Origin of the sequence: Leucobacter sp. G161, assembly GCF_001482305.1 — a bacterium.
In the GTDB taxonomy this organism is placed as follows: Bacteria; Actinomycetota; Actinomycetes; order Actinomycetales; family Microbacteriaceae; genus Leucobacter.
Map to the genome: position 1 here is coordinate 42,342 of NZ_LOHP01000047.1, position 26,991 is coordinate 69,332.

Consider the following 26,991-nt stretch of genomic DNA (forward strand, 5'->3'; position numbering starts at 1 on the left):
GGTTACTTGTCCGTTCCCGCGAATGCCCAGTTGACGGAGCTCGTGGTGTCCCACGGCCCATTCCAGGCATCGTCAGTGACACCACTGAGATTCGATGACCACGCCCATGCGGTGGGGGCAGCGTAGATCGGGATCGCTGGGCGCTCTGCAGCAAAGAGCGCGTTCGCTGAGTGCACTGCTTCGGCGCGCGCCTTGGGGTCCATCTCGGAGGCGACAGTCGCGACAAGCGCGTCGTACTCCGGGTTGCTCCACCATGCGTACGAGTACCCCGCTGATTCGGGCCCACTCGGGATGCTCTGCGTCTCAAACTCCACCATCCACTCGGTGGGGTCCGGCAACTTGCCTGCTCGCGACATCATAATGTCGTAGCTGCCGGTTGACAGCAGGCCGCCGTCTTTCGCGTCACCGAACATGAGGTTCGATGGCACGTTCTCGATGATGGTCTCGATGCCAACCTCCTTCAGGTTCTGTTGGATGACCTGCTGGTAGAGGGCACGCACTTCGTCACCGCTGATGGTCTGGAACTTGACTGACGCGCGTACGCCGTCTTTAGCGCGCACCCCGTCGTTGCCGAGCTCCCAGCCTGCACTCTCGAGCACCTTCTGGGCTTGCTTCGGGTCGTAGGGCGCGGTCTTCGTGAGTTCACCGCCGACGCCCGCGTACACGAGCGAATTGCTGAGCGTGCCGAACCCGCCGAGCACGTCGTTGAGCACGCCTTCACGGTCGATGGCCAAGTCAATGGCCTCGCGAACCGCGGCATCACCGAGCACGGGATGCGGCGTTCCCAGCTGGCCCTTTTCGGAGTTGTTCAGCCAGAGCCACTCGACGTGTCCAGTGCTCGTTGGCTTCTCGTTGAGCACGATCGGGGCGCCCGCGTCGACGGCCTCAGCCACCTCATCGAGATCGCCTGCGGTCATCCCAAACACGAGGTCGAAGTCTCCGCGGGTGAACCCGTTGACCGCCGTAGTGAGGTCGGGATTGATCTTCACGGTCACGCCGTCGAGCTTCGGCTGCTGGTCGGCACGCCAGTAATGTTCGTTGCGCACGAAGGTGATCTCATCGCCCGAGATCCATTCCGAGATCTTGAATGGGCCTGTTCCCGTTGGCTCACGTAGCTCAGGGTCGTCTGCTGCGATGTTCGGGCCATCAAAGCGATGCTTCGGGAGCACCTGTTTGAACAGGTTGAGGTAGTTCGGCTGCGTCTGCATGAATGTCACCGCGATGGTGTGCGGATCGACGACCTCGTATGAGGCAATCGAGCTGTACTCGGTGTCGAGAATGGCGAGCGTGTCAGGCTGCTTCGTGACATCGATGGTGAAGGCGAGGTCCGCTGACGTGAAAGGTTCACCGTCTGACCATGTGATGCCCTCGTGGAGCGGGTAGGTGACAGTCAGCCCGTCCTCGCTGATCAGGCCGTTCTCCTTCGTCGGGAGCTCTGCAGCAAGGTTCGGCACCCGCTCTCCGGTATCAAGCGTTGTGAACAGCGACTCCACGGCGAACGCGTACGTCAGGTTCGCTCCGCTCTGAGTGCTGAACAAGGGGCTCAGCATGCCGGGTTCCTGCGTGAGTGCGACGACTGCAATTCCGCCGGTTTGCGTCGCTGGGGCGTCTGCCGCTGGCGAAGAACATCCCGCCAGCACGAGCGCCGCGGCGAACCCCACCGCCGCTGCTTGTATCGCTCTCGCCTTTCGGGGAGAGCCGTTCGTGTGTTTCAAGGCTCCATTACCTTTCCTGCTTCGTCTACCGGCCGAGGCCGGTAGACCCCCGAGCAACCCTCGGGGAAGCTGAACATTGTGATGTTGTGCGTCTCCACATTGATGCTTATGTGGAGGTCATCATCTTATGGTCCGGCAGCAGTACCAAGAAAGACGCGGAAGTATCAATGTTGTGAGATTTACGAAGTAGCACTATTTCCGCCTCAGAAACCACGGATATCGAAATCTGAGCGGTTTTCTTCTGCCCTCCGCAGCCAGAATGATTGCCGCTCCCGCGGGTCTTTTTCGCCCCGGGCCACGCACTTCACGATCGGAGTCACCTTGAAAATCGCCGCCGGCCAGTTCGCGCCAACATCGAACGTCCAGTCCAACCTCGCCACCATTGAGGCGCTCGCCAGCGAGGCTGCAGCAGCCGCAGTGGCGCTCCTGGTGCTTCCGGAGGAAGCGATGGCCTCAACAGGCCTCATTGATGGTTCGCTCGCCCCCGTCGCAAACGAGCACTGGTCAACGTTCAGCGACGGTCTCACACGCATCGCGGCCGCGCACAGCATCGCCCTCGTCGCGTCGGGCCTCGAACCGAGTGGTTACGACCGCCCCTACAACACGATGCTCGCTGTCGATTCCACCGGCGAGGTCGCCGGCCGCTACCGGAAACTGCATCTCTACGATGCGTTCGCTTACCAGGAGTCCGCACGGATCATGCCCGGTAACGAGTTGCCGCCAGTGGTGAGCCTGGCGGGCCGCGCTGTCGGGCTCGTGAACTGCTACGACATCAGGTTCCCGGAGCTCACCCGTTCACTCATCGACGCCGGTGCTGAGATCATTGCCGTGGCTGCTGCGTGGATGACGGGTCGAGGCAAAGAAGACCATTGGGAGACGCTGCTCCGGGCACGCGCCATCGAAAACACAGTGTGGGTCGCCGCAAGCAGCAGTGCTGCTCCGGAATGCGTTGCGGGCAGCAAAGTCATTGATCCGTTGGGAATCGTCGTTGCCGACGCAGGCGAAACTGATACCGGGTGGTGCGCTGCGCAGGCAACCGCAGGTCGCGTCGCGCAGGTGCGCTCGGTGCTGCCGGCCCTCGCCAACCGGCGCATCGCCCTGCACTGCGCAGTCACCCCGAAACTCTTCATGAAGGCAGCGGTGAATGGAGGGCGCGAACTCAGCGAGACTCCGCACGTAGCTCTCACGCCGGAGGGTATCGCTGCCGAAGCTGTGGCTGCGGTCCGACAGGGCGCTGATGTTGTCCACGCACACGCACGTACACCAGACGGCGGCCAGACGATCGCTCCAGAGCACATTGCAGCCATGGTCCGGGCCGTGCGCGAGCACGACCCGCGCATCATCGTCGGCACCACAACGGGGCTCTGGACCTGCGAGGGCCACGCCGACCGGATGGCGCAGATCCGTTCGTGGCCTGAAGAATGGCTCCCCGATTTCGCATCGGTCGCCTTCTGCGAAGAGGGTGCAGCCGAGGCGGCTCAAGCAGTCGTCGACCGCGGCATGACCCTCGAGAGCGCGGTGTGGTCTCTCGATGATGTGCCAGCGTTGCTCGCTTCGCCAACACTCCACGACAACGTGCGTGTGCTCATCGAGCCGCTTGCCGAGGACCCCGCAGAGGCCATCAGAGACTGTCGGGCGATGGCCTCGGCGCTGCGGGCCGGCGGCGTGACTGCGCCCCTCCTGTACCACGGGCTTGAGGGTACGACTTGGCCGGTGGTACGCGCCGCGATTGAAGACGGTGCCGAGGTGCGCGTCGGCATCGAGGACGTGATCACTAACGAGGACGGAAAGCTCGCAACTAACGCGCAGCAGGTCGACGAGGCGCTGCGGATCTACGAGGAGATCTTCTCAACACGGTAGCGACGTGGGTCCCCGCCCAGTCTCTGAGCCGGGCGGGGCCAACCCTTGGAATACACTGTCCCAAGCAGAGTCGCGAGGAGGGGGAGCGGTGATCGATCAGCACGATGCATCAATCCTCGCAATACTTGGCCGCGACGGCCGCACCCCCTATACCGCGATCGCGGCGCAGCTCGACCTCAGCGAGGGCACTGTCCGTAACCGGGTGCACCGTTTGTTGCAGAGCGGCCTGCTCGTCATCGTCGCACTCTGTAACCCGCTCTCCCTTGGAATGCAGGCGTTGCGGCTCTTCATCACTGTCGATCACCCAGCCCGCGTCGAAACTGTATGTCTCGAACTCGCGCAGCTCGCACACACCAATCGCGTCTCATCGGGCACCGGCTCAAAAGAGGTCTACGTCGAGCTCACTTGCTCCACGCTTGCCGAAGCGCAGCGGGTGCTCGACACGGTGCGCTGCATCGACGGGGTCGCAGAGATGCAAACCTCGATCCTCACCCGCTTTGAAAAGGATCATTCGTGGCGCGGGCTCCGCGGGGGCAGTGGGCAACGGTCTGTTCCCGGGAGAGGATGAGGCGCGTCAGTCTCCCCAGACGTAGGAGTCTTTCACGATCTCACCGGTGCGCATCGACTCGATGCGCCGCACCCCTTCGTAAGCGGGCAACTCGATCTTCACGAAGCGCTGGAATGCGCTGAGGTTCTGAAATACAACGTCAAGGAACAGGTCTGCGGCACCAACCGATTCGGCTACGAGTCGCACCTCTGGCAACGCCGCGAGCTGACTCGCAAGCGAGGCTGTGGCCCCGCCAACGACCTGCACTGCAATGTGTCCTTCCACGGTTCCAACCGAGTGGAGGTCTGCGAGACCGACGACCTGCAAAATGCCCAGCTCAGACAGCCTGGCAAACCGGGAGCGTACCGTTGACTCGCTCACCTCGAGCTCCGCAGCGATCTGGCGGAACGGCCGCCGCCCGTTCTCCCGCAACAAATCGATGATCTTGCGATCGATGCCGTCCGCGACCTGCATTTCCACTCGGTGCCCTCCTCCATGCTTCGATCATGCTGACCTAACACATCAGCTCGTGACACCAGTTAATCGTGTTTCGCTAACAGGACAATGCTCGTATGCGCTAAATCCACCCCTGCTGCCACGCCTGCTCGGCCGCATCCCGCCGGTTTGCAGCTCCGAGCTTGGTCATCGCCGCTGAGAGGTAGTTGCGCACCGTGCCCGTCGACAGAAACAGCGCCTCGGCAATGTCCTGCACGCTCGACGAGGTGCGGGTCACCCGCAGCACGTCGAGCTCGCGTTCCGTGAGCGGACAGCGTTCAGCGGTGAGTGCAGCGGCAGCAATCTCCGGGTCAATGTAACGCTTGCCAGCTGCGACATCGCGGATCACGTCAGCGAGTTCGCCGGCGGGCATTGACTTCGGCACGAAGCCAGATATGCGGGCAGCCAGCGCCCTGCGGAGCACCCCGGGCCGCGCATGCCTGGTCACGATGATCACCCGAACCTCGGGAGCTTCGGCGATGATCTTTTCGGCGGCCTCGATGCCGTCGGCGCGGGGCATTTCGAGGTCGAGCAGGCACACATCGGGCAGCAGTCCGAGCGTGAGCTCCGCCGCCATCACCCCGTCATCGGCTCCGGCAACGATCTCGATGTCGGGCTCGAGCCCCAGCAGCGCTTCGAGCGCTCCTCGAATGAGCTGCTCGTCGTCGGCGATGAGCAGACGGATCGGCGCCTGCCGCGGCATCTCTCCCTGCGGTGTTCCAAAGCTCACTGTGCTCCCCCTTCTCCATCCCCCACGGACTCCGGCACCCACACGGTGAGGGTGAATGTCGCCGCCCCGGCCTCGTCTTGCTCGCCAAGCTCCGTGGCGAGCGTGCCGCCGACCTCAGCCAGGCGCGCGCGAAGCCCAGCGACTCCGCTCCCAGCGGGGCGGGCGTGCAGCGCGGCTGCTTCGCCGACCCCGTTATTGGTCACGGTCAGTGTCACCCCGCCGCGAACGGCCGCCAGCACGATCGATGCCCGAGTCGCCTCACTGTGCCGCAGAATGTTCGTGGTCGCTTCCCGCACCACGAACGCAAGCGTGCGCCGCGCTTCGAGGCTCGAGGGCATCGCCGCGATCTCAAGCGTGCAGGCAGCTCCCGACAGCGTGAGTACTTCACTCGCGTTCTCGAGTTCGTTCCGCAGTTCGACGTCGCGCAGCCCGGAGACGAGCGTGCGGGTCTCCTCCATCGCTTCCTTCGCGATGAGGCGGATCTCGCCGGCCTGACCTGCGGCGTACTCCGGCTTCATGGCGAGCGTGCGCTCGACGAGCTCTGCTTTGAGCGCGATCACCTGCAGGTGATGCCCCTGGATGTCGTGCAGATCGGCGGCAAACCGCAGCCGCTCCTGGGTGACCGCGAGCTCCGCTGCGAGGTGTCGGGCCTCGTCGAGCCGCGCGACCACGCGCCAGAACCACAGGCTCGAGATGAGCATGAGGGGCAGCGCTGCGCTGTACACCGCGATGAGCACCGTGGCCGCGCTCCGCTCCGTTTCTCCCCGCGCTTCCCCAAACCAGCCGGACAGCACAAGCGGCACCAGCATGAGCGCGAGCGACGCGAAAATGATCCACCAGCGCAGCCGCTTGCTCGCGACCAACGCGAACAGTACGCCTGAGAACCACAGCTGAACGGCCGCGAAGAACGCACCCTCGCTCACGACGAACGCCGTCGCCCAAGAAATGACCGCCGGCGCGAACAGCGCGATCGTCCATCCAATGTGAGGAAGCCCGCTGCCCGAATCGGAGCGCAAGAACCAGCAGTAGCGGATCCTCGTCGCGGCTGCCGCGACACTCAGCAGCACGAGCACGAGCATCGTCTTCGAGCGAGTGTCTGCAAAGCGCGACAGCAAGTCGCTGATGATGAGCAGGTCGAGCAGCACATACAAGGCCACGATCGAGCCCAGCGTGTAGTTCCACGTCGCATTCACCCCGGCAAAGGGTGCGGGCGCGTTCGAATGGGCAGACATGAGTGTCAGCATACGGGCAGATTCGGGCGCAGAACGCCCCAGCGGGGAGCGTCCGCGAGACCTGTGACAAATGTCACGGGTGACCGGTGCAGATCCTCACCGCGATGCATGACGTGGCGGCACTACTGCGGCGAGCGCGCTCACGAAATCATTGGACTATCGCAGCATTCCGGTGTTGCCCACACACCGTGATCCACGTCCCACGAAAGGCAGTCATGATCGACACGCTCCAGGATTTCACCGCTTCGTTCCCCGAGTTTCTGCAGTGGCTCGGGGTGATGATCATCGCGGCGATACCGTTCGTCGAATCGTACTTCGGCTCAGCCGTCGGCGTGATCATCGGCGTCAACCCTGCGATCGCAGTGGGTGCGGCGATCATCGGCAACATCATCTCGATGCTCGTCTTCGTGCTGTCGGCGCACGGAATCCGCTCGAAGGCGACCCAGGGCAGGGCGCCGAAAGAGCTCAGCCCGAGCCGTGCAAAGCTCAAGGCGCGCTTCGACCGCTACGGCGTGCCCGGTGTGAGCCTGCTCGGGCAGCTGTTCCTCCCGAGCCAGATCACCTCGGCCGCAATGGTATCGTTCGGCGCACCAAAGAACCAGGTGATCCTCTGGCAGATCATCTCGATCATCATGTGGGGCATCATCTTCGGCGTGCTGGCATCGCTCGGACTCTCGGCGCTCCAGCGCTAATCGGGGAGCTCGCAGGGCCCGGGGTGAGCGTGCGCTCGCCCCGGGCCCTGCCGTCTGCGCCCCGCCACGCTGAACGTTCAGTACTCTTCAGTACGGTCAGCGCCCCCAGGTCCACGGTGCTGCGGCGAACTCGCGAGCACGCCTCACGCTCGGGCCTGCGTTCCACCGCACGAGAGGCGATATCCTCGGAAACGGCACTGAACGTTGCTTAACCCTTTCGGTGTCCCGTGTAATGGGCTGAGAACACGTCAGCGGTGACCGGCGAGAAAACTCGCCGCGAAGGGGGCAATGATGCCAGGCAGCATCCACGAAGCGGAGGGACGACCCGCTCGGGTCTCCGCCGCCGCAGTGGCGCGCGCCTCAGGAGTGTCCCCCGCGTCCGTGAGTTACGTCATGAACGGCAGGCCCGGCGTCTCCGACGAAACCCGCCGCCACGTTGTGCAGGTCGCCAACGAGCTCGGTTTCCGTCCCTCCGGGAAGAACGCGGGCCGCGATCCGCTGCTCACCCGCGTGGTCGGACTCATCCTCCCGAACATCGTGAACCAGATGTACACCGGGTGGGCGCAGCACATTATTAGCGCCACCGCGGCCAAGGGCTTCGAGGTCTTCGTGGCCACGACCCAGGACGATCCTGAGGCGCTGGCCCAGGTCGCCGGAACCCTTGCCGCCCGCAACGTCGACGGCGTCATCATCGCCGCCGCGCTCCGCGAGGATTCGCGCGCCCTGCGCACGCTCCGTCACAACCGGATCCCCTACGTCTGTCTGTCCCGGCGCTCCGATCACCTGCCAGGCGACTTCGTTGGCATCGACGACGATGCCGCGGCGACCGAGCTTATGCGCCACGTACTCGACCATGGGTACCGTGACATCGCGACAGTCATCGGGCCGAGGTTCTCCACCGCTTCCCTCGCGCGCGAACAGGCCTTCGTGCGAACCGCCCAGGCCGCCGGAGTGACCGTGACCGGTGCGTGGAAGGTGAGCACCCGCTTGAACGCCGACGGCGGGCGGATCGCCGCGGAGCAACTGCTCGGTTCGGATCACCCGCCGCGCGCCATCGTCTGCGGCTCCGACGAGATCGCGATCGGGGTGATGGAGCACGCGCTCTCCCTCGGGCTGCGCATCCCCGAAGACATCGCAGTTGTCGGCAGCGACGGCACTCCGCACAGTCGGTCGAGGCTCATCGGGCTGACGACGATCGTGCAGCCGGTCAAGGAGATGGCCGAGCGATCCTTCGCGCTCCTCCTCGACCAGATCACCCACCCGAGAACAACGTTTACTCACTCGGTGTGCGAACACCGACTCCACCTCGGCCGCACCTGCGGCTGCCAACCAGACACAGCCGTCTAACCGCCGGTTTCTTAGTCCAGGGCGCCAAGCCCGGTCTTGCCGTGCCCCGATCAGAAAGCAGCCCCATGTCCAGCACCGTTTCCGCCCCCAAGATGCGGTCACCAGAGCAGATCAACCGGGTCATTTTCCGGCGCATCATGCCCCTGCTGATCGCCGCATACGTGATGGCCTTCATTGACCGCACGAACATCGGGATGGCCAAAGACCGGCTCGAGATCGACGTCGGCATCTCAGCCGCGTCGTACGGCATCGGCGCCGGCCTGTTCTTCCTCACCTACGCACTCTCAGAGATCCCGTCGAACCTCATCATGCACAAGGTCGGAGCGAGGTTCTGGATCGTGCGCATCATGGTCACCTGGGGGCTCCTCTCCGCCGCCATGATGTTCGTGCAGGGCGAGTGGAGCTTCTATATTCTGCGCATGCTGCTCGGCGTCGCTGAGGCCGGCCTCTTCCCTGGCGTGATCTACTTCATCACGCAGTGGTTCATGGTGAAGGATCGTGCGAAGGCGAACGGCATGTTCCTGCTCGGCGTCTCAGTCGCCAACATCATCGGCGCCCCGCTCGCAGGCGTGCTTCTCAACCTCGACGGTGTTGCCGGTCTGCACGGCTGGCAGTGGATGTTCCTCTTGGAGGGCCTGCCCTCGTGCTTCCTCGCGATCTTCATCTGGAAGTTCCTGCCGAACAAACCCACCGAGGCCAAGTTCCTCACGAAGGAAGAGGCTGAGGATCTCGAGGCACGCATCCTCGCGGAGGAGCTCGCAGGAGCCCAAGCCTCCGGCAACTCGAAGCTGCGGCATGTCCTCAAGGACAAGCAGATCCTGCTCGTCGTCGCCATCTACTTCACCCACCAGATCGCCGTCTATGCGCTGAGCTTCTTCCTGCCCTCGATCATCGGCAGCTACGGGACGCTGAGCACGATCCAGATCGGACTACTCACCTCGGTGCCGTGGATCTTCTCCGCCGTCGGCGCGCTCCTGCTACCGCGCCTCGCGACCACCGCAACCCGTTCCCGGATGATCGCGACGACGACCATGGTCGGCATCGTGGCCGGCTTCACACTGGGCGCGCTCGGCGGCCCGCTCCTCGGCATGCTCGGTTTCTGCCTCGCGGCGTTCAACTTCTTCGCGCTGCAGCCGATCCTGTTCACCTACCCGGCGACGCGGCTCTCCGGCGCCGCACTCGCCGGCGGCATCGCCTTCGTGAACACGATCGGCCTGCTCGGCGGCTTCCTCGGCCCGTACATCATGGGCTTCATGGAGGGCCTCACCGGCAGCAAGGTCGCCGGCCTCTGGTTTGTGGTCGCGATGTGTGTCATCGGTGCCGTACTCACGCGCTTCCTCAAGCGTGGCGCCGAGAACCCCGCAGCGTCAGCCGTCGCGCCGCACTAGCGGCCACCTCCGTCATCCACGCAGTTCAGTAGAAAGTGACCCCTCGCATGACCACCAACAGACTCGACCTCACCGGAACCCGCGTTCTCGTCACTGCGGGGGCGGCCGGCATCGGCCTCGCGATCGCCACCGAGTTCCGCGCGCTCGGCGCACGCGTCCTCGTGACCGATATCAACAGCGACGCAGTGCACGCGGCGCAGGCCGCTGGCTTCGCTGCCGCCGTGAGTGACGTCTCCGACGAGCCCCAGGTGGTTGCCCTGGCCGAGCAGGTCACGGCGGAGCTCGGCGGGCTCGACGTGCTGGTAAATAACGCCGGGATCGCCGGGCCAACCGGCCCCATCGAGAGCCTCGATTCGGCGGCCTGGCGTGCCACCTTCGACGTCAACGTCCACGGACAGTTCTACTGCATCAAGCACCTGCTGCCGCTGCTGCGGGAATCGGCCGATGCGAGCATCATCAACCTCGCGTCCGCCGCCGGACGGCTCGGCATGGCCGGCCGGAGCCCATACTCGGCGTCGAAGTGGGCGGTGGTCGGACTCACCAAGACGCTCGCGATCGAGCTCGGGTCGGAGGGGATCCGCGTGAACGCGATCTGCCCTGGCGCGGTGAATGGGCCCCGCATCCAGTCAGTGATCGAGGCGAAGGCTGACATGCTCGGACAGTCCGTCGAAGAGGTGTCCGCGCTGTACCACGGGCAGTCGTCGCTGAACCGGCTCGTCGAAGCACAGGACATCGCCGACATGGCCGTGTTCCTCGCGAGCCCCCTCGCACGCATGATCAACGGCCAGGCCATGGCCATCGACGGCAACACCGAAAAGCTGTACTGACCCGGTCCCGCACCTGAGATCCGCCAACCACTCCCCGTAAAGGAACCCGATTCATGGCAACCGCTCGCAAAGTCATCATCACCTCCGCCGTCACCGGCGCGATCCACACGCCCTCGATGTCACCGCATCTCCCGGTCACGGCCGACGAGATCGCTGACGCCGCTATTGGGGCCGCCGAGGCTGGCGCGGCGATCGTCCACATGCACGCGCGGCACCCGGAAGATGGTCGGCCCTCACAGGATCCCGCGCACTTCGAACCGATCCTCGCCAGGCTCAAGGCGAACACCGACGCCGTCATCAACATCACCACCGGCGGCTCCCCGCACATGACTGTCGAGGAGCGGATGCGCCCCGTCATGGCGTTCTCCCCCGAACTCGCCTCACTGAACATGGGCTCCATGAACTTCGGGCTGTACCCGATGCTCGACCGCTTCTCCGAGTTCACCCACGAGTGGGAGCGGCAGGGCCTCGAGAACTCGCGCGACCTAGTGTTCAAGAACACCTTCGCCGACATCGAACGCATCCTCGAGATCGGCAACGCGAACGATACCCGATTCGAGTTCGAGTGCTATGACATCTCGCACCTGAACAACCTCGCGCACTTCCACGCGCGAGGGCTCGCCAGGGGTCCGTTGTTCGTGCAATCGGTGTTCGGTTTGCTCGGCGGTATCGGCGGGCACCCCGAAGACCTCATGCACATGCGCCGCACCGCCGACCGGCTCTTCGGTGAGGCCTACGAGTGGTCGATCCTGGGTGCGGGGCGCAACCAGCTGCCGCTCGCCACCATCGGCTCCGCCATGGGATCGCACGTGCGCGTCGGGCTCGAGGATTCGCTCTGGATCGGGCCTGGCCAGCTTGCCGTGTCGAACGCCGAGCAGGTCTCCCGCATCCGCACCATCCTCGAGGCGCTGAACTTCGAGGTCGCGACGCCCGACGAGGCGCGCGAGATGCTGCAGCTCAAGGGCAGAGACAAGGTCGGCTTCTAGCCCCAGGGGCGCCTCCCAGAAGCTCACGCCACCGGCGAAGCCGCAGCGGCCCCGCTACTCCCCGAGCAGCTCGCACAGCCTGAGCGCGAGCGAGATCTCGAGGCTGTTCTGCGGCCGTGACCCGCGCTCCAGCTCGAACCTCCCGACCCGCTGGCGCACGGTGTTGCGGTGCAGACCCAGCTCCTCAGCAGTGCGCGAAATGTTCCCGCCCGTCGCGTAGTAGGTGGCGAGCGTCTCACGCATCGCGGCGTTCCCCTCGCCGCTGGCCGCAACCGGGCCGAGCACATTCCTCGTCCAGGTCGCCGCACCGCGGGAGTCGTGCATGATGAGCGACAGAATGCCGACGTCGGGGTCGCTGAATGCGACGAGTCGTTCTTCTCGATACCGCTGCGTGCCGAGGGCGACGAGTCTCGCCTTCGCGGCTTGTTCGTGGCTCTGCCGGAACCCCGCGATGCCGTGGCCGGGAGAGCCGACGGCGACGCGAATGTTCCGCGCGTCCTCCGAGGCGGCGAGGGTGTCAATGCGCGCGAGCGTCGCGGCATCGAGTTCGCCCGACGGGATCGTCGCCCACGCCCAGGCGGTCGAGGGGTCGGAGGCGGTGATGAGCGGGGGCCGCGTTGACCGCACGAGCGAGGCCATGCGGCGCAGCAGCTGGTCGACGCGCTGCTGGTCCTCGGTGTCGTTGGTTTCGAGTTCGAGCCAGGCGATGAACGCGATGTGCTGCTGCTCGAGCTGGTATTTCGTGCGCGACTCGAAGCCCGCGACCGAGATCGCCTCGCCGCGCAGCACCTTCATCACCGCGGCCGCGTTCGTCACCGCGCGCGCCGTCCACCAGCGCGACTGCTCGGCGACGTGCACCTTCGTCACGTACTGCAGGATCCAATCGAAGTAGTCGTGCGTCACCTCGGTGACGAGCCGCACGAGATTCATCTGGAGCTCTTTGTCCTCGAGCTCGAGCTGATCCACCGCGTCGATTCCGCGCCGCACGCACATGGCCTGGCCGAGATAGTAGGCGTGGGTGAGCGAGCCGAGCGGAATGTCGCGCTGCGCCAGGCGGATCGCGTACTCGACCGCGCCCGTGTTCGGCTGCATCGAGTCGACTCCGATGTCGTTGGTGAGCACGTGCCCGAGGGTCCACACGTTGCCGTCGATGCTCGCGTGCAGGATCTCGATGAGTTGCGCGTCTTGCGCGAGGCCCGCGACGCGCTCGGCAAGCAGCTCCGTCATGTCCTCAACAATCTGGGGAGCCATCGCCTGCAGCTTCCGCCCGGCCTGCGCGACGAGTTCGCGCATCTGCACGTCGGTTCCGACTGGACTCATGGGGCATACACCTCGATCTTCGGAGCGCTTCCCTGCGCCAGGTACCTGAGCGCACGCTGCGCGGAGTTAAATCCTCCCATGCCGTGGATGCCCGGGCCGGGAGGCGTGGCGGCCGAGCACAGGTAGACGCCGGGAATGCCGGTGTCGTAGGGCTGCGCGTTGAGCCGGGGGCCGAGGAGAAACTGCAGCGGCGATTTTGCACCCGTGAGAATGTCGCCGCCAATGAAGTTCTCGTTCTCGGCGGCGCTCTCGGCTGGCGTGCGCGTGCTCAGGGCAACGATCCGCTCCCTGAAGCCGGGCGCAAAGCGCTCGATCTGCGCGATGATCGCCTCGGTCGCGTCGCCCGGGTACCCGGTTGGCACGTGTGCGTAGGCGTAGATCGGGTGGATGGAGCCGTTTGCCCGCGACGGATCGGCCGCCGCCTGTTGACCGACGAGTACGAAGGGCCGCTCGGGCATCTGCCCGGCAGCGACCTGGCCCTCGACCGCGATAATTTCCTCGGCGGTGCCGCCGAGGTGCACGGTGCCGGCCTGCGCGATCTCGGGGTCGCGCCACGGGATCCCGCCGTCGACGGCGAAATCGACCTTGAACGCGGCAGGGCCAGGCTTGAACGAACGGTACGCGCGGCGCGCGCCCTGCGGCTGCTGCTCGGCGAGGATGCTCGCTGCGGCCCGCGGGTGCACGTCGAGGATCGTGATGTCGCGCGGCGGCAGCTCGTAGAGCCGGTTGACCCGCACCCCGGTCTCGAATTTCACGCCGAGGCCGTGCAGCAGCCGGATGTGTGCGTCCGTGAATCGCCCGGTGCCGCCCTCAACGACGGGCCAGCCCACGGCGTGCCCGGCAATGATGATGCCGGCCCCGATGCCGGTCACGAGCGGCAACGTCAGTGGCTGCAGCGCGTGCGCAGCGACCCCCATGAACAGGGCGCGTGCACGCTCCTCACGGAAGAACTTGCCGACGAGTGCCGGCGGGGGCCCGGCAACGAGCCCCATCCTGGCGAGCAACAGCGGGTGCCTCGGGACCCGGAGCATCGGCGACATGATCACCGGAGACAGTCGGCCGAACTCGCGAGCGAGCGGTCCGAAGGCTGCTTCCCAACGCGCGCCGTCGCGCCCGAGCCCGGCCGCGGTGTCCCGCACCGACGTACGCAGCAGCCCGGGCTCACCGCGCTCCAGCGGGTGCGCGGCGTCGATCGGGGCGTACGCCCACCTCACCCCCATCGCTTTGAGGTCGAGCGTCTGGAAGAAGGGGGACGCCGGAGCCATCGGGTGCACGGCCGCGCAGTGATCCTGTACGAGCCCCGCGAGGGGGGACTCGACCGAGCGAGCTCCCCCTCCGAGCTGGTTCGCGGCTTCGACGACGGTGACGTCAACGCCGGCGCGGGCGAGCACGGTCGCGGCAGCGAGCCCGTTCGGCCCGCTGCCGACGATGACCGCGGTCGTCATCGCTTGACGACCTCCACGAGCGTCTCCGACTCGGCGACGAACTGGTTCAGCGCCTGCGTGTTCACGCCGAGCGTGACCGCGTCGTCCTCGGGTTCGGGCAGCGCGTCCGGGCCGACAATGTCGGTCGCGGTGAACTGCAGCTTCTCGAACTCGGGTGAGCGCCAGGTGACGGTGAGCGGGATCGGCCCCTCCGGCAGCCACGGCTGCGCCTCGGCGGCGTCCTTCACCTGCCAGCGACCGGTCTCGACGACCCCGAGCGCCGCGTCGATCATCTTGTAGTTCTGGAAGCCGCGCCACAGCGCCTCCGACTCGGCCCAGGCGACGATAAACTCGCCCGGTTCGAACTGCGCCTGCTCTTGGATCGCGGCGATGAGCTCCTCGTTGTGGAAGTGACCCTCGCCGAAGTTGAAGCCGATCATCGCGTTGCAGGCGAACTCGCCCTCGCGCACCCGGCGGTGGTCGACGTCTGGCACGTTCTTCAGCAGGATCGAGAACAGCCCGCGGCCCTGGGTGTGCAGCGCACGCCACGCGAGCGACATTTCGAAGAATGCCTCCGCCTGGATATACGGCATGCCCATCGCCTGGAACTGGTCGATCTGATCCTTCGTCGGGCGGAAGACGCGGTGCAGCTTCTTCTCGGCGTCGGGGTGGATCGCCCAGACGCCTGTCGCCCAGTTGCCACCGTACTGGCGGAGCGCTGCGAGGAACGACACCTTGTCGGGGCGGATCGATCCGAAGATCACGAAGAACAGCGGCACGGCGATGACGGCGAACGGCATCCACGGCTGCGACATGTCGAACACGCTGAAGCCGGCCGAGTTCGGGTAGCCGATGAAGAACACGACCGCGCAGATCGCGAACACCAGGTTCCACTCGAGGGGAACCGCGACCGGGAAGGTCGAGATGATGAAGAAGCAGAACCCGACCATGAGGAGCGTGGCGAGGGTCACCGTGAGCTGCCCGCCGAAGGCGTTGCCGGCGACGAAGAGCATGACGAGCGGCGCCCCTATCTCGACGATGGTGCCGAGGCCGTGCGCGAGGAGGTGCGCGAAGCCGCTCGGCAGCAGGTTGTCGTTGTCAAAGTCCTTGAAGGTTGCCTTCTTCAGCCAGCGCGGCGGCCAGAACGGGGTGTTGCCCATCATCGGCGGGATCACGGGGCTGAAGTGTCGGTTGAGCTTCGAGAAGCCCGCGCCCACCCACACCGCGATGAGGAAGATCTTGATTGCGATGATCATGTCACTCACCTCGAAGAAATTCGGGGCAACGATGAAGAATACGATCGGCAACGCGTACTGCTCCGAACGCGCGGCGAGGAAGATGATCTTGTCGCGCAACCCGATGAGCAGCAGGAAGGACAGGGCGAGGATCAGCGGGGTCGTCTGGATGAGCAGGAAGCTGTCGGCGTTCTGCGCGAGCCAGCTCGGCATGCCGTTCGCGGGGTCGGCGAGGAACGCCTGGAACCTGGCGAGCGCTGGCAGGGACGCCGCGGTCTGGCCGGGCGACAGCAGCGCGGTCGCCAGCGAGAACAGGAAGCCCCAGTACAGGAAGATGTCGACGAGCGTGCGGCGGTTGCCACCGGTGAACGGGATCCACTTGTACGGGCTCATCTTGATCGTGCCGGGCCTCGACCAGAACAGGATTCCTCCCGTGTATGGACCGAACTTCCCGGCGAGCGGACCCCACGATCCACCCACGCCGATGGAGTCGAGCAGCATCGCGAGCACCACAAACTTTTGGTACACGATCGGGTTCGTCCACCATGAGGTGACCTCGAGCGGATTGAGGTGTGAGGTGAGGGTGATGAGCACAGCTCCGCCGAGCAGGAACCCGCCAAACAGCTTCACGAGATACATCACGGAGACCTTGCGCGCGGCGCCGAAGCCCCACTCGCCCCACTCCTTCGAGACAAATTTCAACCGGTTTTGCAGCGGACTGCGAATGAATGCTTCCGGATCCGTATTCGGCATCCGTGGCTGGCTATAACCCATGACAACTCCCTTGGTGACAGGTATTTTTGGCAGACGAAGACTGGGCGTGTGGCGCGTTCGGGCACCACACGTCAGGGGTGTCACGCAGCACACGGCCGCGGGCCCCACAAGACGGAGGGTGAGCTGCGTCGCTAGACGCCGACCACCTGACGAGACGCACGGGCGAGCGGCGCGCGTCGCAGCCGCTCCTCGGGCGGGGACATGCCACCGGCTGGGTACGGCCGGAGTACATCGGCGAGGTCGGGGTGTATCGGGGACCGCCGCGCAAACACGGTGCTCCCGCCGACGGTGAGCGGAGCCAGCCAGGCGGCGCACAACTCCGGAATTCCGGTCCAGGGGCGATCCACAACCTCGCGTGATCCCTGTTCCAGACCAGCGCGCTCGGCCGTCGTGGCAGCCAGCGCGTTCAGGTGCGCGTGATCGAGCAGGATGCCCTCAGGCAAGCGGCGAGTGCGGGTGAAGTCCATCATTTCTCCCGCGCTGGCGTAGCTACGCAGGGCGAACTGGGCGGCCGGAGTCTGCGGGTGGCGTGGCGCCCCGAGCGCGCGCTGCCGCATCTCCCTGGTCAGCACGACGGGCAGCCCCGAGCCGAGCACCGCTGCCCGCGCAGCGTCATCGGTGAGCAGGATCTTCGCTTCGGCATCACCGATCTGGAAGTACAGCTCGTGCTCGCTCGTCGCAGGATCGAGTGGAGCCGCGACGGCCCCGACCAGCCAGCTCGCGAGAACCCCGATCACGAATTCAATGCCGCTATCGAGCAGCACGCCGACGACATCGCCGGCGATGATGCCACGCTCCGTCAACTGTTCGGCAAATGCCTGCGACAGCGTTTCGACGGCATCGTAGCTCAGCATCCGGGTCTCGTCCCCGAGACAGTCACGGGCGGTGCCAGCGGCGGGAGATTCCCAAAGCAGGTGCTGCAGCGTCATTGCTGTCCTTTCCGAGACGGTCATCGGTGACCGTGCCTCCGTAATAGAGGCAATGCTACGAGCAGTCTGCGAGCAAAGGATGGCCGTTGTTGGCCCAGCTCATTTCCTCAGATGTACAAGTTTGGATCGGTCTCGCGTTTCTCACCAGTCGCTGGGCGCGTAGTCCTTCAGGAAGCAGCCGTACAGGTCCTCGCCAGCCTCACCGCGCACGACGGGATCGTAGACGCGCGCTGCGCCGTCGACGAGGTCGAGCGGGGCATGGAACCCTTCCTCGGCCATGCGCACCTTCGTGAAGTGGGGGCGCTCGTCGGTGATCCACCCGGTATCGACCGCGGTCATGAGGATGCCGTCGGTCTCAAACATCTCCTCGGCGCTCGTGCGCGTGAGCATGTTGAGCGCGGCCTTCGCCATGTTTGTGTGCGGGTGTCCGGGGCCCTTGTATCGCCGCGAGAACACCCCCTCCATCGCGGAAACGTTGACGATGTAGGTTCGCCGCGCTGGCGAAGCCTGCATCGCTGCCCGCAGCCGACTGATGAGAATGAAGGGCGCGGTCGAATTGCACAGCTGCACCTCGAGCATTTCGATCGGGTCCACCTCTTGCACGTGCTGCACCCAGCTGTTCACGTGCGTCTCGTCAGGTACGAGACCACCAGCGTCGATCGCGGAGCCGTCAGCGTGTTTCTCGAGCGACGAGGATCCGGGCGCCATCGCAAGCGCCGTCAGGTCGCTCGCGGTGAGACTCTGCGCGAAGCCGGCAGCGGTCCCAGCCGCGATCGTTCCGTCGAGTGCCGCCGCAGATACCGCGTCGAGCGCCACCGCGCCTCCGGCGCCGACCGAGGATTGCAGCGCGCGCGGGTGCAGCTCGGCCGGATGCCCGAGCGTTTCCGTTTCGGGGAACACCCCGGCGGGCAGCGGCTGCGACTCGGCGTCGGCGAGCAGGGAGTACGAGCCAGGCGACCGGCGCACGGTCTGTGCCGCATTGTTGATGAGGATGTCGAGCGGCCCGCGGGCCGCGACCGAGTCGGCGAGCGCGATGACCTGCGAGGGATCGCGCAGGTCGATGCCGACGATGCGGAGCCTGTCGATCCAGTCAGCCGAATCCGGGAGCGACGCGAACCTGCGTGCGGCGTCGCGCGGGAACCGTGTCGTGATGGTCGTGTGCGCACCGTCACGGAGCAGCCTGAGCGCGATGTGCATGCCGATCTTCGCGCGCCCGGCCAGTGAGCAAGGCCCGCTTGCCGGTGAGGTCGGTGCGGGCGTCGCGCTTGCTGTGGTTGAACTCGGCGCAGCTCGGGCAGAGCTGATGATAGAACGCCTCAACCTGCGTGTACGGTTCCTTGCAGACGTAGCAGGCCTGCGGCTTGCGCAGCTCGCCGACGAACCGCGCCTCGGAGGTCGCGGCGAGATCCAGGCCGCGGGTCTCGTCGTCGATCCGGTCGGGTGCTCCCGTCGCGGTCGCCTCAATGACCGCGCGGTTCGCATCGGCGATGTCGTTGCGCTTGTGCCTGCGGCGCTCGCGCTTCGCCGACTTGTACATCGCCGAGGTCGCCTGCCGCACCGCAATCACGTCGGGGTGCTCCGACGGCAGCTCGTGCACCCGGCCGATGACGCGCAGCGCGGTCGCAAGATCAGCGGGGTCAATCGGGCTTGGCACAGGCTGGGTCCCGGAGGGCGCATCGGTCATTGCGCCAATTTTACGCTAGTCGGCTGCGACCGCCGATCAGGTGAGCGGCGCCACCCCGAGGGCCTCCGCGAGCAGCTCGTGGGAACGGTTGCGATCTGTCGGGTCGGGGATCATGTTCTGCACCATCACCTCGTCTGCGCCGCTCTCCTCGACCATCTGTTCAAGGGTCTCGCGCACCTGCGCAGGGCTTCCCGCGACAAGCCTCGGCCACTCCCCACCGACGATGCTCGTGGGCTGATCGCGCTCGGCCTGCGTGAGCTCGGCGTGCGCGATGCCGGCCGCTGGCACCTTCGTCGCAAAGTCGCCGCGGCTGATGCGCGCGTAGTACGCCTTCGGCGAGCTCACGAGTCGTGCGGCCTCGGCTGGGGTCTCCCCGACGGTGACATTCACCGCGAGAATCGCACGTGGCGCCGCGAGCTCTGTCGCCCCCGGCTGGAACTGTTCACGATAGTGGCGAAGCGCAGGCGCTGCTCCGGCTGGGTTGATGAAGCCAGCGAAGGTGTAGCCGATGCCGAGCCCGGCCGCGAGATTCGATCCGGTCGGGCTGGATCCGAGCAGCCAGGTGTGTGGGACCTCCGGCACCGACGGGAGCAGCGTGGTGCTCGCGAAGGGGTGCTCAGGTGGGAAGCCGCCGGTGAGCCAGGCGACGGTCTCTGCGACCTGCTGCGGGTGGTCGGGCTGGGCCGGCGCCTGCCGATTCTGCTGCAGCGCAAGGTCAAGGACGGGGCCCGCGGTTGCCCGCCCCATTCCGAGGTCGACGCGCCCCGGGTACATCGCTTCGAGCTGTTTGAACATCTCGGCGACTTTGAACGGACTGTAGTGATTCATGAGGACCGCCCCGGAGCCGACACGAATGGATGTGGTCTGTGCGCCGACCGCGGCGATGAGGAGCTCCGGGTGGTGAGAAGCGCCCATCGTGCTCGCGTGGTGCTCGGCAAACCAGATCCGGTGATACCCCAAGCGCTCAACGTGCTGGGCGAATGCCACCGAGTCGGCGAGCGCCTGCGTCTCGCTCGTATCGGGGGCGACAACCCCCAGGTCAACCACTGACAGCCTCATCGTGTTCCCTCGTCGCGTCGGGCGTGAGAACACTGGGCAGGTCGATTCCCAGTTTTCATCACGCACACGCGAATAACGCTACATCCGCAAACTGCAAACTGTGTGACTGTCGAGCGAATACCCCATTGCGCGATGGGGAGACCTTCTGATAATTGTTCGTCTACTGGGTCCCGTTGACGTGCACGACGGTGAGATGGATCTCTGCTGCGGAAAGCCCGTGCGCGGCGAGGAGCGTTTCAATCGCGAGGTGGACTCGCTCGAGCGTCTCGACGCTACTCACGGCCGCGCGCACGCCGAGCGCCGCCGTGACGCGCGGGCCCTCAGGAGTGAGTTCGAGCCGCACGAGCGGATCCGCACCACGGGATCCGCGCACGAGATCCGCACCCGCGCCGACCAGCTTCGCCACGGTCGACCCGGTCCGAAAGAGCGCGGTGACGCCCGGAACCGCGCGGATCGAGCCTTCGATCTCGGTCGCGAGCTGGTGTTCAGGTGCCTCGGTCATTGTCCATTCTCTGTCTGTCTGGGTGTGTATTGAATATCCTGAATGACGACGTCTACCGCAGTGACGTTCAGTGTGGTGTGAGCTGTGAGGTGTGCTCGGATCTGAGTTCGAACCTGCTCTGCGAGTTCAGCAATCGAAGCGCCGAACGGGACGCTCATTTCCGCGCGTACCCGGACAGGCTCCCCCACCTGCGTGACGTCGCCCTCAAGGGTGCATTTGCCGAGCAGCGCCCCGGGCACCGCTCGCTCTGCACTGCGGATGAGACCGCGCACGGCTCCCTCGGTGATGCCGGCGTCGGCGTTGGGAGCCGCCGATGCGATGGGAATGCGTCGACCGGCTCGGGCGTCGAGCGTAATGTCGGTGAGAATGCGCTGTACCCAGAGCTCGTCTGCCTCCGGCTCCGCGGCGGTATCCGCGGCTAAGAGCTGAGGCGTCAGGCCTCTGAGCCGCTCGAGCGCGTCGAGTGCGATCTGGCAGCCGGCCGACTCGTCAATTAACGGGTCTGCCGGCAAGCGGCCCGCCTCGAGGTATTCGGAGAGCTCCTCGATGGTGTGTCCATCAAGATCTTCGGGACCTAACCCGAGGAGCCTGCGATGTTCATGTGCGTTCACCGCCACTCCTCCATTCGAACAATAATGTCTTTGCGTGCGCGTGCGAGCTGCCCGCGCACGGTGGAAACGGAAATGCCGAGTTCCTCAGCAATCTCCTCGTAGCTATACTCTCCGATCTCCCGCAGCACCCAGCACTGGCGCTGGCCCACGGGTAACTCTTTGAGCGCTTCTCCCAGTGCTGCAACTCCCGCGCTGGCTTCGGCCTGGCGCGGAGGATCGGTGCGGTCTGGGGCTGAGACGTCGAGCTCTTCGACGTCAGCGTGTGGCCGCGTCGCGCGGATGCGATCGATCGCTTTGCGGCTGGTGATCCGCATCAGCCAGCTCTTCACCCGGTCAGGCTCTTCAAGCGTTGCTAGTTGCTCCCAGGCGGTAATAAAGGCGTCTTGGACGACATCATCGAGCTCCGCTGTCCCAGGAAGAATTCGGCGAGCGTAGGCACGCATCATGGGCGTGTACCTGCGCACCAGCACCGCGAAGGCCGCGGTGTCTCCGTCTGTGGCTCGACCCACAAGAATCCGGTCATCTGCAGATTCGAGGGTGTTTCTACCGTGGTCGTCATTCATCCGTCGCTCCCTTGCTCGAAGGGTCCCTCCGGTTGGAGGGGCTGGGGACAGCTGCGATGCCGCCCCCAGCCTTCATCCTCGTTCCGCAGGCCACAACCCGCGAGCCTTTTCACCAGTCGTTAGTTCTCTGTTTTCCGGCCGGTAACCATTCCATAGATGAGCAGCACGATGATCGAGCCGCCAATCGCGAGCGCCCACGTGGAGAGGTTGAAGAACCCCTGCAGGCTGACGTTGAAGATCAGCCCGCCGAGCCATCCGCCGAGCATCGCGCCGATGACGCCGAGCAACAGTGTGACGAACCAGGATCCGCCGTGCTTCCCGGGGAGGATGAGTTTTGCGATGGCCCCGGCGATGAGTCCGAGGAGGAGAAAGCTGAAAAATCCCATTGGTATGTCTTTCTGTCGATGATGTGTGTCGGGAGGGTGGGGCGGAGATCGCTCCGCCCCACGTGCCCCGGCTACTTCTTAAAGGCGTCCTTGACGTCTTCGACGGCGCCCTTGGCCTCGCCCTTGACCTTGTCGGCCTTGCCCTCGGCAACGAGCTTGTCGTTGTCGGTCAGCTTGCCGACGGTCTCCTTCACCTGTCCGGAGACTTTGTCGGCTGCGGCCTTGATCTTGTCTTCTGCGCTCATGTGCTTCCCCTTTGTTTGGTCCCCGAGGTTCGGGAACTGAGTTGTGTGTAGCGTGTGTCGAAGGCTAGTTGCTGAGTAGCTGCTTCCGGGCCTTCTTAACGGAACGTTGAGCATTCTTGGCCCGCTTCCGCCTGGCCTTCTTCGCTTCCGGGCTCGTCCACAGACGCTCAATCTGGTGGCGAAGGTCCTCGTAGTTTTTCCCGCGAGACTTCGCCGATTCAACGCCTACCCAGTAGGTTGCGGTCGCAATGATCGCAACGATGAACAGGTTCTTCCACATCGTGCTTCCCCCCTTTCCGTCAGTCGTGTCCGAATGAACTACTGCACCCGCGACTTGTCGGCGGCAAGTCTCGACCGAACACCCGAGCGAATCGAGACGAAGGCCGGGCTTTCGCGGCCGGTCAACAGCGCGAGATTGTCGATGAGCGTAGTGACGAGCGTGGCGACCTCGACAGGCGAAGTGTTCTGCCGCGGGGTCACGCTCACGTGCAGCACGTCCTCGCCCTGCACCCGACCCGCGCTCACGCGCGAGGCGAGAATCTCGTCGTGCCTGGCAAGTGAGTCGGTGAGCGCATCCGCTGCAAAGCTGTGGCTGATGGTCACGGCGCCCACAGTCCCGCCTTCCGCCTCGGCACGCGTGACGGTGGTGCTTCGACCACCGCCGAGCCGTGCGATGATCACGACCGCGATCACCACGAGTGCGAGCAGCACCGCGAGCGCTGCAACGGCGAGCCAGCTCACCGTCGTCGACTCGTGCAGGCGGGTGCTCGTTTCGGTGTCTCGGAGCCAGGCCTGCGCATTCGTCATCCCCGTCTGCCAGAGATCTGCGGCAGACGGCCAGACGATTGCGGCAAACACGGCCCCTCCGGCTGCGAGCAACACGGCTCCGACGACGAACAGCACCGCGCGGTTCACTCCACGATTGGTGGCATTCACCTCGCACCTCCCTGCTCGGCCGTGCGCTGGATCCGAGCACGTACCCGGACCGCGGGACGGAGCCCGTAGCCCGCGAGTTCCGCCTCGGCGATGGCGCGAACCTGGGCACTGTCGATCTCTTGACCGGGCTCAGGGCGCACCGTCACATCCGCGCTGCGGTGTCCGATCCCAACGGTCGCACCGTCCTTCGACAGGTCAAGCTCTCGCCTGACCCGCTCGGCGACCGCAGAGGCGATCACGCCGTTATCGACGACGACCGCGTGATCCGCATCACCCAGCTGGTGCTTGGAGCGCAGCCCGGGTGCAATCGCGAGCGCGATGAGGATCAACCCGATCACCGCGACGATCGCGGCGCCCGCGCCGATCCCTGCCGCTGACTCGTTCGTCGGCAGGTCGACGAGCCATGCGAACGCGTCACCGGGGGCGACGAGTAGCGGCTGTGCTCCCAAGAGCTGCAGCACGATCTCGATAAAGGCGTACACCGCAACGGCCGCCGCCAGCACGAGCACGATGACGGCCAGAGCGGTGCGCGGCGAGTGCATTTCCCTGCGCACAACTCGTGTGAGTACTGCGTTGGTCATCTATCTCACCCGCTTTCGCTCCGGAATGATCGCGCCGGTCACGGTGACCGACACGCGTCGAATGTCGCGCCCGGTCAGCCGGGCCAGCTCGTGCGCGAGGGCGACCTGCATCGTTCGCACGCGCTCGAGGATCGGCGTCTCGGCACGAATCGCCTCGCTCTGTTCCAGCCCGGGGATCGGCAGCTTGGTCGCGATGCGGACGTTGAGACCGCCACCCCACTCGGCGATGTCGACGTTCACGTCACCTCGCGGGCCCCCGCCAGGTCAGCGGAGGCCTCCCTGACTGCTTTCTCGAGCGCTTTCGGGCGGACGCGCACGGCGCCCCGTACCGCGGGCGTGGGGTCGACCGTCGCGTGGCTGGGTGCTCCAACGGTCGCGGCACTCATGACGAGGTTCGCCTGCCGGTGAAGACCCCCGCGAGTGCACGCACGTCGAGCTCACCGGACAGCATGCGCCCGACGATCGCGCCGATCCCCATGAGGAGTGCGACGAGCAGGAAGCCCCAGAAACCGAAGATGAGCCCGGCGAAGGCCAGCACTGCGCCGGCCAGCGCCCCGGTCACTGTGGCGCTCATGAGACGCGCGACTCGGCGTCGTCGTCGGAATCGTCGCTCGGCAGGTGCACGTCGTTCACATCGACGTTGACCTCGACAACCTCGAGCCCGACCATGCGGCTGATGGCACCTGCGACCGCGCTGCGCACGTTCTCGGCGACATCCTGAATGGGTGCGGGGTAGTCCACGACGATGGTGATGTCGGCCGCGGCCTGGGTCTCCCCGACCTCAACCTTCACGCCCTGCGTGAGGTCGGTCGCGTTGACTGCGTCGCGCAGCGCGCCGAGCGCACGTGCGCCGCCGCCGCCGAGGGCGTAGACACCGGAGACCTCGCGGGCTGCGATGCCGGCGATCTTCGCGACAACGCCCTCGGCGACCGTGGTGCGGCCAGCCGATGCCGAATCGTCAGTCGATGTGGATGCAGACCTCACGCGATCTACGCGCGATGAGGGCGCGGTGGCCTGTGCCACGCGTTGCGCTGGCGAGCCAGTCTCAGCAGCTGCAGCAGTTGTGTTCTTCTCTTCGGTAGCCATCAGAAGTACCTCCACTTGTGGTGGCACGGCCAGTACGGCCGTGCCGTCGTAACGAGCGAAGAACGTCGCTCTATAAGTGGGTCGTTCCCAGCTCCAGATTCGTCACAAACTCTTTGCCAAAGCCTGGGAGACACCTGAGTTTCACGCTTGTGTAGTCGGTCCGAGAACCCTGTGAAACCTGAGTGAACTGCGCACGTGGCACATTGCCTTGATCCGTGGGCAGTCCCTAGGCCTCCGAAGCGAGCGGTATCTGCAGCTCGCTCGTGAAGTACCGCTCGCTCGAGTCGACCGGGTCAACGAACCGAAGTTCGCTGGCCAAGAGCTGAAGCGGAGTACTGAAATCATCGATCGCGACATCCTGATTCACGGGATACAGCGGATCACCCTCGATGGGGATGCCCAGACCACTCAGGTGGATCCGCAGCTGATGCGTCTTCCCTGTTCTCGGCGTGAGTCGGTAGACCCCGCGCGGCTCGCGGTCACCAAAGTGTGCCTGCTCGGCAGCGCTGAGCTCGCGCTCGAACTCGACGAGCGACTCCGAATTCGGTGCAGCGTCGGCAATGACCTCGGCCTGCATGATGCCCCGCTGCTTGAAGATATGGTTCCGCACCGTCATCGGCAGCTCAAGCCCGTCGCGGATCGGCGCGACCGCGCGATACGTCTTCGTCACCTCGCCGTCCTGGAACAGGGACTGGTAGGCACCCCGCCAGCGGCGTTCGGTCGACAGCAGCAGCAGGCCAGAGGTCACCCGGTCAAGCCGGTGCATCGGGGTGAGTTCGGGCAGGCCAAGCTCGTGCCGCATCCGCACGACGACACTCTCGCGGACGTGCATGCCACGCGGAATGGTTGACAGGAACGCCGGCTTGTCGACGACAACAATGCGGTCATCGCGGAACAGCACCCGAACGCGACCCGGCACCGGCGCCTCCTCGGGGAGGTCACGGTAGAACCAGACGAACACGTTCGGGCGGAACGGATCCGCCGCGAGCACGGGCGCCCCCGACTCCGTGACGAAGCGGCCCTCGGCAATGAATGCATCAACGTCGACGTGCTTCCCGACGCGGTGGTGCAGCCAGTCACGCATGAGCGGCCAGTCGATGCGCGGCTCGCCCTCTCGCGCCGCCGAACTCAGCCATGCGGCATCGAGGCCGAGGCGCTGGGGCAACGGAGAACGCGGAGGCATCAGATCATTCTACCGACCGCGTATCCCCCGCTTCCCAAGCGTCAGCTACGAGCAGTTGCCGCAGACACCAGACAGCGCCATGAGCATGAAGCAGTTCGGGCACACCGGCTGCACGCGCTCCTGCACGACGGGCCTCTTCACCTTCGGTTCGGCCTTCGGCTTCGCGACACGCTTCCCGCGGACAGGCTTCACGGGGCCACGCTCGGCTGCAAGTTCCTCCGCCTCGATAATCGGCCCGCGCCCGCCAACCGGGTGGTCCACTGCCCAGGTGCCGGGCTTGCGCTTACTCTCCCAGCGCTCCGCCTCGGTGCCGACGACCGCGATGATCTCTTCCTCCGTCTGGAAACCGACGGTGTATCCCTTGCGCACACAGATGTCTGGGGCCTCGTCCGACCGCACGACAGTGATACCGCCGTCTGCACGCAGGAGCCGCTCAATCGGCATCCGGTTGAGCAGTGTGCGCAGGAACACCCGGTTCTCGACCGGCGCGCGACGGTGCACGAGGGCCTCATCCAGCGATCCGTATCGGTTCAGCGGAGAATCGTTCGATGCCAACAGATCCATAGTGTGTGCCCTCCCAGGTGTGTGCGGGCCCAAAACGTGCCACCCACCAGTATCCCGTACTTGGGCGCGCAGGGTTCCCCACGCCAGCCC

At 65.5% G+C, this 26,991-nt stretch carries 30 protein-coding genes and 1 pseudogene; 7 read left to right on the forward strand and 24 right to left on the reverse strand.

From position 1 onward, the window contains the following. Positions 1-2: 2 nt before the first annotated feature. Positions 3-1,661, reverse strand: coding sequence for a peptide ABC transporter substrate-binding protein (locus AUL38_RS04730; RefSeq protein ID WP_059059587.1), 1,659 nt, complete (start codon positions 1,659-1,661; stop codon positions 3-5). A gap of 375 nt (positions 1,662-2,036) precedes the next feature. Between AUL38_RS04730 and AUL38_RS17680 the strand changes: the two genes are divergently transcribed. Together AUL38_RS17680 and AUL38_RS04745 are read left to right on the forward strand one after the other, a co-directional pair. After that, complete coding sequence (locus tag AUL38_RS17680) at positions 2,037-3,575, forward strand: nitrilase-related carbon-nitrogen hydrolase (protein ID WP_235590607.1); 1,539 nt, start codon at positions 2,037-2,039, stop codon at positions 3,573-3,575. Positions 3,576-3,663: 88 nt separating this feature from the next. After that, positions 3,664-4,143 carry an Lrp/AsnC family transcriptional regulator gene (locus AUL38_RS04745; protein ID WP_059059588.1) on the forward strand — a complete coding sequence of 160 codons (480 nt, stop codon included), beginning with the start codon at positions 3,664-3,666 and terminating at the stop codon, positions 4,141-4,143. Positions 4,144-4,149: 6 nt separating this feature from the next. On the opposite strand, the gene AUL38_RS04750 is transcribed toward AUL38_RS04745, so the two are convergent. The 3 genes from AUL38_RS04750 to AUL38_RS04760 form a co-directional block, all read right to left on the reverse strand. Continuing rightward, positions 4,150-4,596: an Lrp/AsnC family transcriptional regulator gene (locus tag AUL38_RS04750; RefSeq protein ID WP_235590615.1), complete on the reverse strand. Its 447-nt coding sequence runs from the start codon at positions 4,594-4,596 to the stop codon at positions 4,150-4,152. A gap of 103 nt (positions 4,597-4,699) precedes the next feature. Continuing rightward, the gene (locus AUL38_RS04755; protein ID WP_059059753.1) at positions 4,700-5,320 is read right to left on the reverse strand and encodes a DNA-binding response regulator; all 621 of its coding nucleotides are present in this window, start codon (positions 5,318-5,320) and stop codon (positions 4,700-4,702) included. A 23-nt stretch (positions 5,321-5,343) separates the two neighbouring features. After that, complete coding sequence (locus AUL38_RS04760) at positions 5,344-6,579, reverse strand: sensor histidine kinase (RefSeq protein WP_161937406.1); 1,236 nt, start codon at positions 6,577-6,579, stop codon at positions 5,344-5,346. Between the two features lie 215 nt (positions 6,580-6,794). On the opposite strand from AUL38_RS04760, the gene AUL38_RS04765 reads away from it, so the two are divergent. From AUL38_RS04765 to AUL38_RS04785, 5 genes are all read left to right on the forward strand, one after another. After that, the gene (locus tag AUL38_RS04765) at positions 6,795-7,271 is read left to right on the forward strand and encodes a hypothetical protein (protein ID WP_059059593.1); all 477 of its coding nucleotides are present in this window, start codon (positions 6,795-6,797) and stop codon (positions 7,269-7,271) included. Between the two features lie 288 nt (positions 7,272-7,559). Continuing rightward, a complete protein-coding gene (locus AUL38_RS04770) occupies positions 7,560-8,618 on the forward strand; it encodes a LacI family DNA-binding transcriptional regulator (RefSeq protein ID WP_235590608.1) in 1,059 nt (352 codons plus the stop codon). A gap of 65 nt (positions 8,619-8,683) precedes the next feature. Beyond that, the gene (locus tag AUL38_RS04775; protein WP_235590609.1) at positions 8,684-10,006 is read left to right on the forward strand and encodes an MFS transporter; all 1,323 of its coding nucleotides are present in this window, start codon (positions 8,684-8,686) and stop codon (positions 10,004-10,006) included. Positions 10,007-10,053: 47 nt separating this feature from the next. After that, positions 10,054-10,833, forward strand: coding sequence for an SDR family oxidoreductase (locus tag AUL38_RS04780; protein ID WP_059059595.1), 780 nt, complete (start codon positions 10,054-10,056; stop codon positions 10,831-10,833). Between the two features lie 53 nt (positions 10,834-10,886). Continuing rightward, the gene (locus AUL38_RS04785; protein ID WP_059059597.1) at positions 10,887-11,819 is read left to right on the forward strand and encodes a 3-keto-5-aminohexanoate cleavage protein; all 933 of its coding nucleotides are present in this window, start codon (positions 10,887-10,889) and stop codon (positions 11,817-11,819) included. Positions 11,820-11,873: 54 nt separating this feature from the next. Here AUL38_RS04785 and AUL38_RS04790 read toward each other — a convergent pair whose 3' ends face one another. From AUL38_RS04790 to AUL38_RS04880, 20 genes and pseudogenes are all read right to left on the reverse strand, one after another. Then, on the reverse strand, positions 11,874-13,139 hold the full coding sequence (locus AUL38_RS04790) for a CdaR family transcriptional regulator (protein ID WP_059059598.1): 1,266 nt from the start codon (positions 13,137-13,139) through the stop codon (positions 11,874-11,876). Continuing rightward, on the reverse strand, positions 13,136-14,584 hold the full coding sequence (locus AUL38_RS04795; RefSeq protein ID WP_059059600.1) for an NAD(P)/FAD-dependent oxidoreductase: 1,449 nt from the start codon (positions 14,582-14,584) through the stop codon (positions 13,136-13,138). Before AUL38_RS04795 ends, AUL38_RS04790 begins: the two co-directional genes overlap by 4 nt. Then, a complete protein-coding gene (locus AUL38_RS04800) occupies positions 14,581-16,572 on the reverse strand; it encodes a DUF3556 domain-containing protein (protein WP_083506598.1) in 1,992 nt (663 codons plus the stop codon). Before AUL38_RS04800 ends, AUL38_RS04795 begins: the two co-directional genes overlap by 4 nt. A gap of 131 nt (positions 16,573-16,703) precedes the next feature. After that, positions 16,704-17,501: a class I adenylate-forming enzyme family protein gene (locus AUL38_RS04805; protein ID WP_059059601.1), complete on the reverse strand. Its 798-nt coding sequence runs from the start codon at positions 17,499-17,501 to the stop codon at positions 16,704-16,706. 141 nt (positions 17,502-17,642) lie between these two features. Then, positions 17,643-19,185 (reverse strand): annotated as a pseudogene (locus tag AUL38_RS04810) (SDR family NAD(P)-dependent oxidoreductase). A gap of 36 nt (positions 19,186-19,221) precedes the next feature. Further along, positions 19,222-20,244, reverse strand: a complete 1,023-nt coding sequence (locus AUL38_RS04815; RefSeq protein ID WP_059059603.1) for an LLM class flavin-dependent oxidoreductase — start codon at positions 20,242-20,244, stop codon at positions 19,222-19,224. A 160-nt stretch (positions 20,245-20,404) separates the two neighbouring features. Continuing rightward, positions 20,405-20,746 (reverse strand): hypothetical protein, encoded by a 342-nt coding sequence (locus AUL38_RS04820; protein WP_059059606.1) that lies wholly within the window; start codon positions 20,744-20,746, stop codon positions 20,405-20,407. Beyond that, entirely contained in the window at positions 20,743-21,357 is a 615-nt protein-coding gene (locus AUL38_RS04825; protein WP_059059759.1) for an Asp23/Gls24 family envelope stress response protein, read from the reverse strand. Before AUL38_RS04825 ends, AUL38_RS04820 begins: the two co-directional genes overlap by 4 nt. Further along, entirely contained in the window at positions 21,354-21,920 is a 567-nt protein-coding gene (locus tag AUL38_RS04830) for an RNA polymerase sigma factor (RefSeq protein WP_059059608.1), read from the reverse strand. Before AUL38_RS04830 ends, AUL38_RS04825 begins: the two co-directional genes overlap by 4 nt. A 119-nt stretch (positions 21,921-22,039) precedes the next feature. Next, complete coding sequence (locus AUL38_RS04835; protein WP_059059611.1) at positions 22,040-22,306, reverse strand: GlsB/YeaQ/YmgE family stress response membrane protein; 267 nt, start codon at positions 22,304-22,306, stop codon at positions 22,040-22,042. 71 nt (positions 22,307-22,377) lie between these two features. Continuing rightward, the gene (locus AUL38_RS04840; RefSeq protein ID WP_059059613.1) at positions 22,378-22,551 is read right to left on the reverse strand and encodes a CsbD family protein; all 174 of its coding nucleotides are present in this window, start codon (positions 22,549-22,551) and stop codon (positions 22,378-22,380) included. Between the two features lie 64 nt (positions 22,552-22,615). After that, the gene (locus AUL38_RS04845; RefSeq protein ID WP_059059615.1) at positions 22,616-22,831 is read right to left on the reverse strand and encodes a hypothetical protein; all 216 of its coding nucleotides are present in this window, start codon (positions 22,829-22,831) and stop codon (positions 22,616-22,618) included. Positions 22,832-22,869: 38 nt separating this feature from the next. Beyond that, on the reverse strand, positions 22,870-23,487 hold the full coding sequence (locus tag AUL38_RS04850; RefSeq protein ID WP_059059618.1) for a hypothetical protein: 618 nt from the start codon (positions 23,485-23,487) through the stop codon (positions 22,870-22,872). Continuing rightward, complete coding sequence (locus AUL38_RS04855) at positions 23,484-24,068, reverse strand: DUF6286 domain-containing protein (RefSeq protein ID WP_059059620.1); 585 nt, start codon at positions 24,066-24,068, stop codon at positions 23,484-23,486. The genes AUL38_RS04850 and AUL38_RS04855 overlap by 4 nt, the downstream gene beginning before the upstream one ends. Next, on the reverse strand, positions 24,069-24,308 hold the full coding sequence (locus AUL38_RS17685; protein WP_059059623.1) for a hypothetical protein: 240 nt from the start codon (positions 24,306-24,308) through the stop codon (positions 24,069-24,071). Continuing rightward, entirely contained in the window at positions 24,305-24,454 is a 150-nt protein-coding gene (locus AUL38_RS17690; RefSeq protein ID WP_235590611.1) for a hypothetical protein, read from the reverse strand. Before AUL38_RS17690 ends, AUL38_RS17685 begins: the two co-directional genes overlap by 4 nt. Next, positions 24,451-24,642, reverse strand: a complete 192-nt coding sequence (locus AUL38_RS04865; RefSeq protein WP_059059625.1) for a DUF2273 domain-containing protein — start codon at positions 24,640-24,642, stop codon at positions 24,451-24,453. Before AUL38_RS04865 ends, AUL38_RS17690 begins: the two co-directional genes overlap by 4 nt. Continuing rightward, positions 24,639-25,154 carry an Asp23/Gls24 family envelope stress response protein gene (locus AUL38_RS04870; RefSeq protein ID WP_083506600.1) on the reverse strand — a complete coding sequence of 172 codons (516 nt, stop codon included), beginning with the start codon at positions 25,152-25,154 and terminating at the stop codon, positions 24,639-24,641. Before AUL38_RS04870 ends, AUL38_RS04865 begins: the two co-directional genes overlap by 4 nt. 226 nt (positions 25,155-25,380) lie before the next feature. Continuing rightward, on the reverse strand, positions 25,381-26,337 hold the full coding sequence (locus AUL38_RS04875) for a pseudouridine synthase (RefSeq protein ID WP_059059626.1): 957 nt from the start codon (positions 26,335-26,337) through the stop codon (positions 25,381-25,383). Positions 26,338-26,382: 45 nt separating this feature from the next. Further along, on the reverse strand, positions 26,383-26,901 hold the full coding sequence (locus AUL38_RS04880) for a hypothetical protein (RefSeq protein ID WP_059059628.1): 519 nt from the start codon (positions 26,899-26,901) through the stop codon (positions 26,383-26,385). Between the last annotated feature and the right edge of the window lie 90 nt (positions 26,902-26,991).

Coding starts and splice junctions, on each gene's coding strand:
- AUL38_RS04875 (WP_059059626.1), bottom strand. CDS start 26,337: ATGCCTCCGCGTTCTCCGTTGCCCCAGCGCCTCGGCCTCGATGCCGCA.
- AUL38_RS04760 (WP_161937406.1), bottom strand. CDS start 6,579: ATGTCTGCCCATTCGAACGCGCCCGCACCCTTTGCCGGGGTGAATGCG.
- AUL38_RS04820 (WP_059059606.1), bottom strand. CDS start 20,746: ATGACCGAGGCACCTGAACACCAGCTCGCGACCGAGATCGAAGGCTCG.
- AUL38_RS04765 (WP_059059593.1), top strand. CDS start 6,795: ATGATCGACACGCTCCAGGATTTCACCGCTTCGTTCCCCGAGTTTCTG.
- AUL38_RS04855 (WP_059059620.1), bottom strand. CDS start 24,068: ATGACCAACGCAGTACTCACACGAGTTGTGCGCAGGGAAATGCACTCG.
- AUL38_RS04770 (WP_235590608.1), top strand. CDS start 7,560: ATGATGCCAGGCAGCATCCACGAAGCGGAGGGACGACCCGCTCGGGTC.
- AUL38_RS04750 (WP_235590615.1), bottom strand. CDS start 4,596: ATGCAGGTCGCGGACGGCATCGATCGCAAGATCATCGATTTGTTGCGG.
- AUL38_RS04865 (WP_059059625.1), bottom strand. CDS start 24,642: ATGAGCGCCACAGTGACCGGGGCGCTGGCCGGCGCAGTGCTGGCCTTC.
- AUL38_RS04790 (WP_059059598.1), bottom strand. CDS start 13,139: ATGAGTCCAGTCGGAACCGACGTGCAGATGCGCGAACTCGTCGCGCAG.
- AUL38_RS17690 (WP_235590611.1), bottom strand. CDS start 24,454: ATGAGTGCCGCGACCGTTGGAGCACCCAGCCACGCGACGGTCGACCCC.
- AUL38_RS04840 (WP_059059613.1), bottom strand. CDS start 22,551: ATGAGCGCAGAAGACAAGATCAAGGCCGCAGCCGACAAAGTCTCCGGA.
- AUL38_RS04785 (WP_059059597.1), top strand. CDS start 10,887: ATGGCAACCGCTCGCAAAGTCATCATCACCTCCGCCGTCACCGGCGCG.
- AUL38_RS04805 (WP_059059601.1), bottom strand. CDS start 17,501: ATGACGCTGCAGCACCTGCTTTGGGAATCTCCCGCCGCTGGCACCGCC.
- AUL38_RS04775 (WP_235590609.1), top strand. CDS start 8,684: ATGTCCAGCACCGTTTCCGCCCCCAAGATGCGGTCACCAGAGCAGATC.
- AUL38_RS04780 (WP_059059595.1), top strand. CDS start 10,054: ATGACCACCAACAGACTCGACCTCACCGGAACCCGCGTTCTCGTCACT.
- AUL38_RS04795 (WP_059059600.1), bottom strand. CDS start 14,584: ATGACGACCGCGGTCATCGTCGGCAGCGGGCCGAACGGGCTCGCTGCC.
- AUL38_RS04835 (WP_059059611.1), bottom strand. CDS start 22,306: ATGGGATTTTTCAGCTTTCTCCTCCTCGGACTCATCGCCGGGGCCATC.
- AUL38_RS04845 (WP_059059615.1), bottom strand. CDS start 22,831: ATGTGGAAGAACCTGTTCATCGTTGCGATCATTGCGACCGCAACCTAC.
- AUL38_RS04800 (WP_083506598.1), bottom strand. CDS start 16,572: ATGGGTTATAGCCAGCCACGGATGCCGAATACGGATCCGGAAGCATTC.
- AUL38_RS04830 (WP_059059608.1), bottom strand. CDS start 21,920: ATGAATGACGACCACGGTAGAAACACCCTCGAATCTGCAGATGACCGG.
- AUL38_RS04880 (WP_059059628.1), bottom strand. CDS start 26,901: ATGGATCTGTTGGCATCGAACGATTCTCCGCTGAACCGATACGGATCG.
- AUL38_RS04815 (WP_059059603.1), bottom strand. CDS start 20,244: ATGAGGCTGTCAGTGGTTGACCTGGGGGTTGTCGCCCCCGATACGAGC.
- AUL38_RS04755 (WP_059059753.1), bottom strand. CDS start 5,320: ATGCCGCGGCAGGCGCCGATCCGTCTGCTCATCGCCGACGACGAGCAG.
- AUL38_RS04870 (WP_083506600.1), bottom strand. CDS start 25,154: ATGGCTACCGAAGAGAAGAACACAACTGCTGCAGCTGCTGAGACTGGC.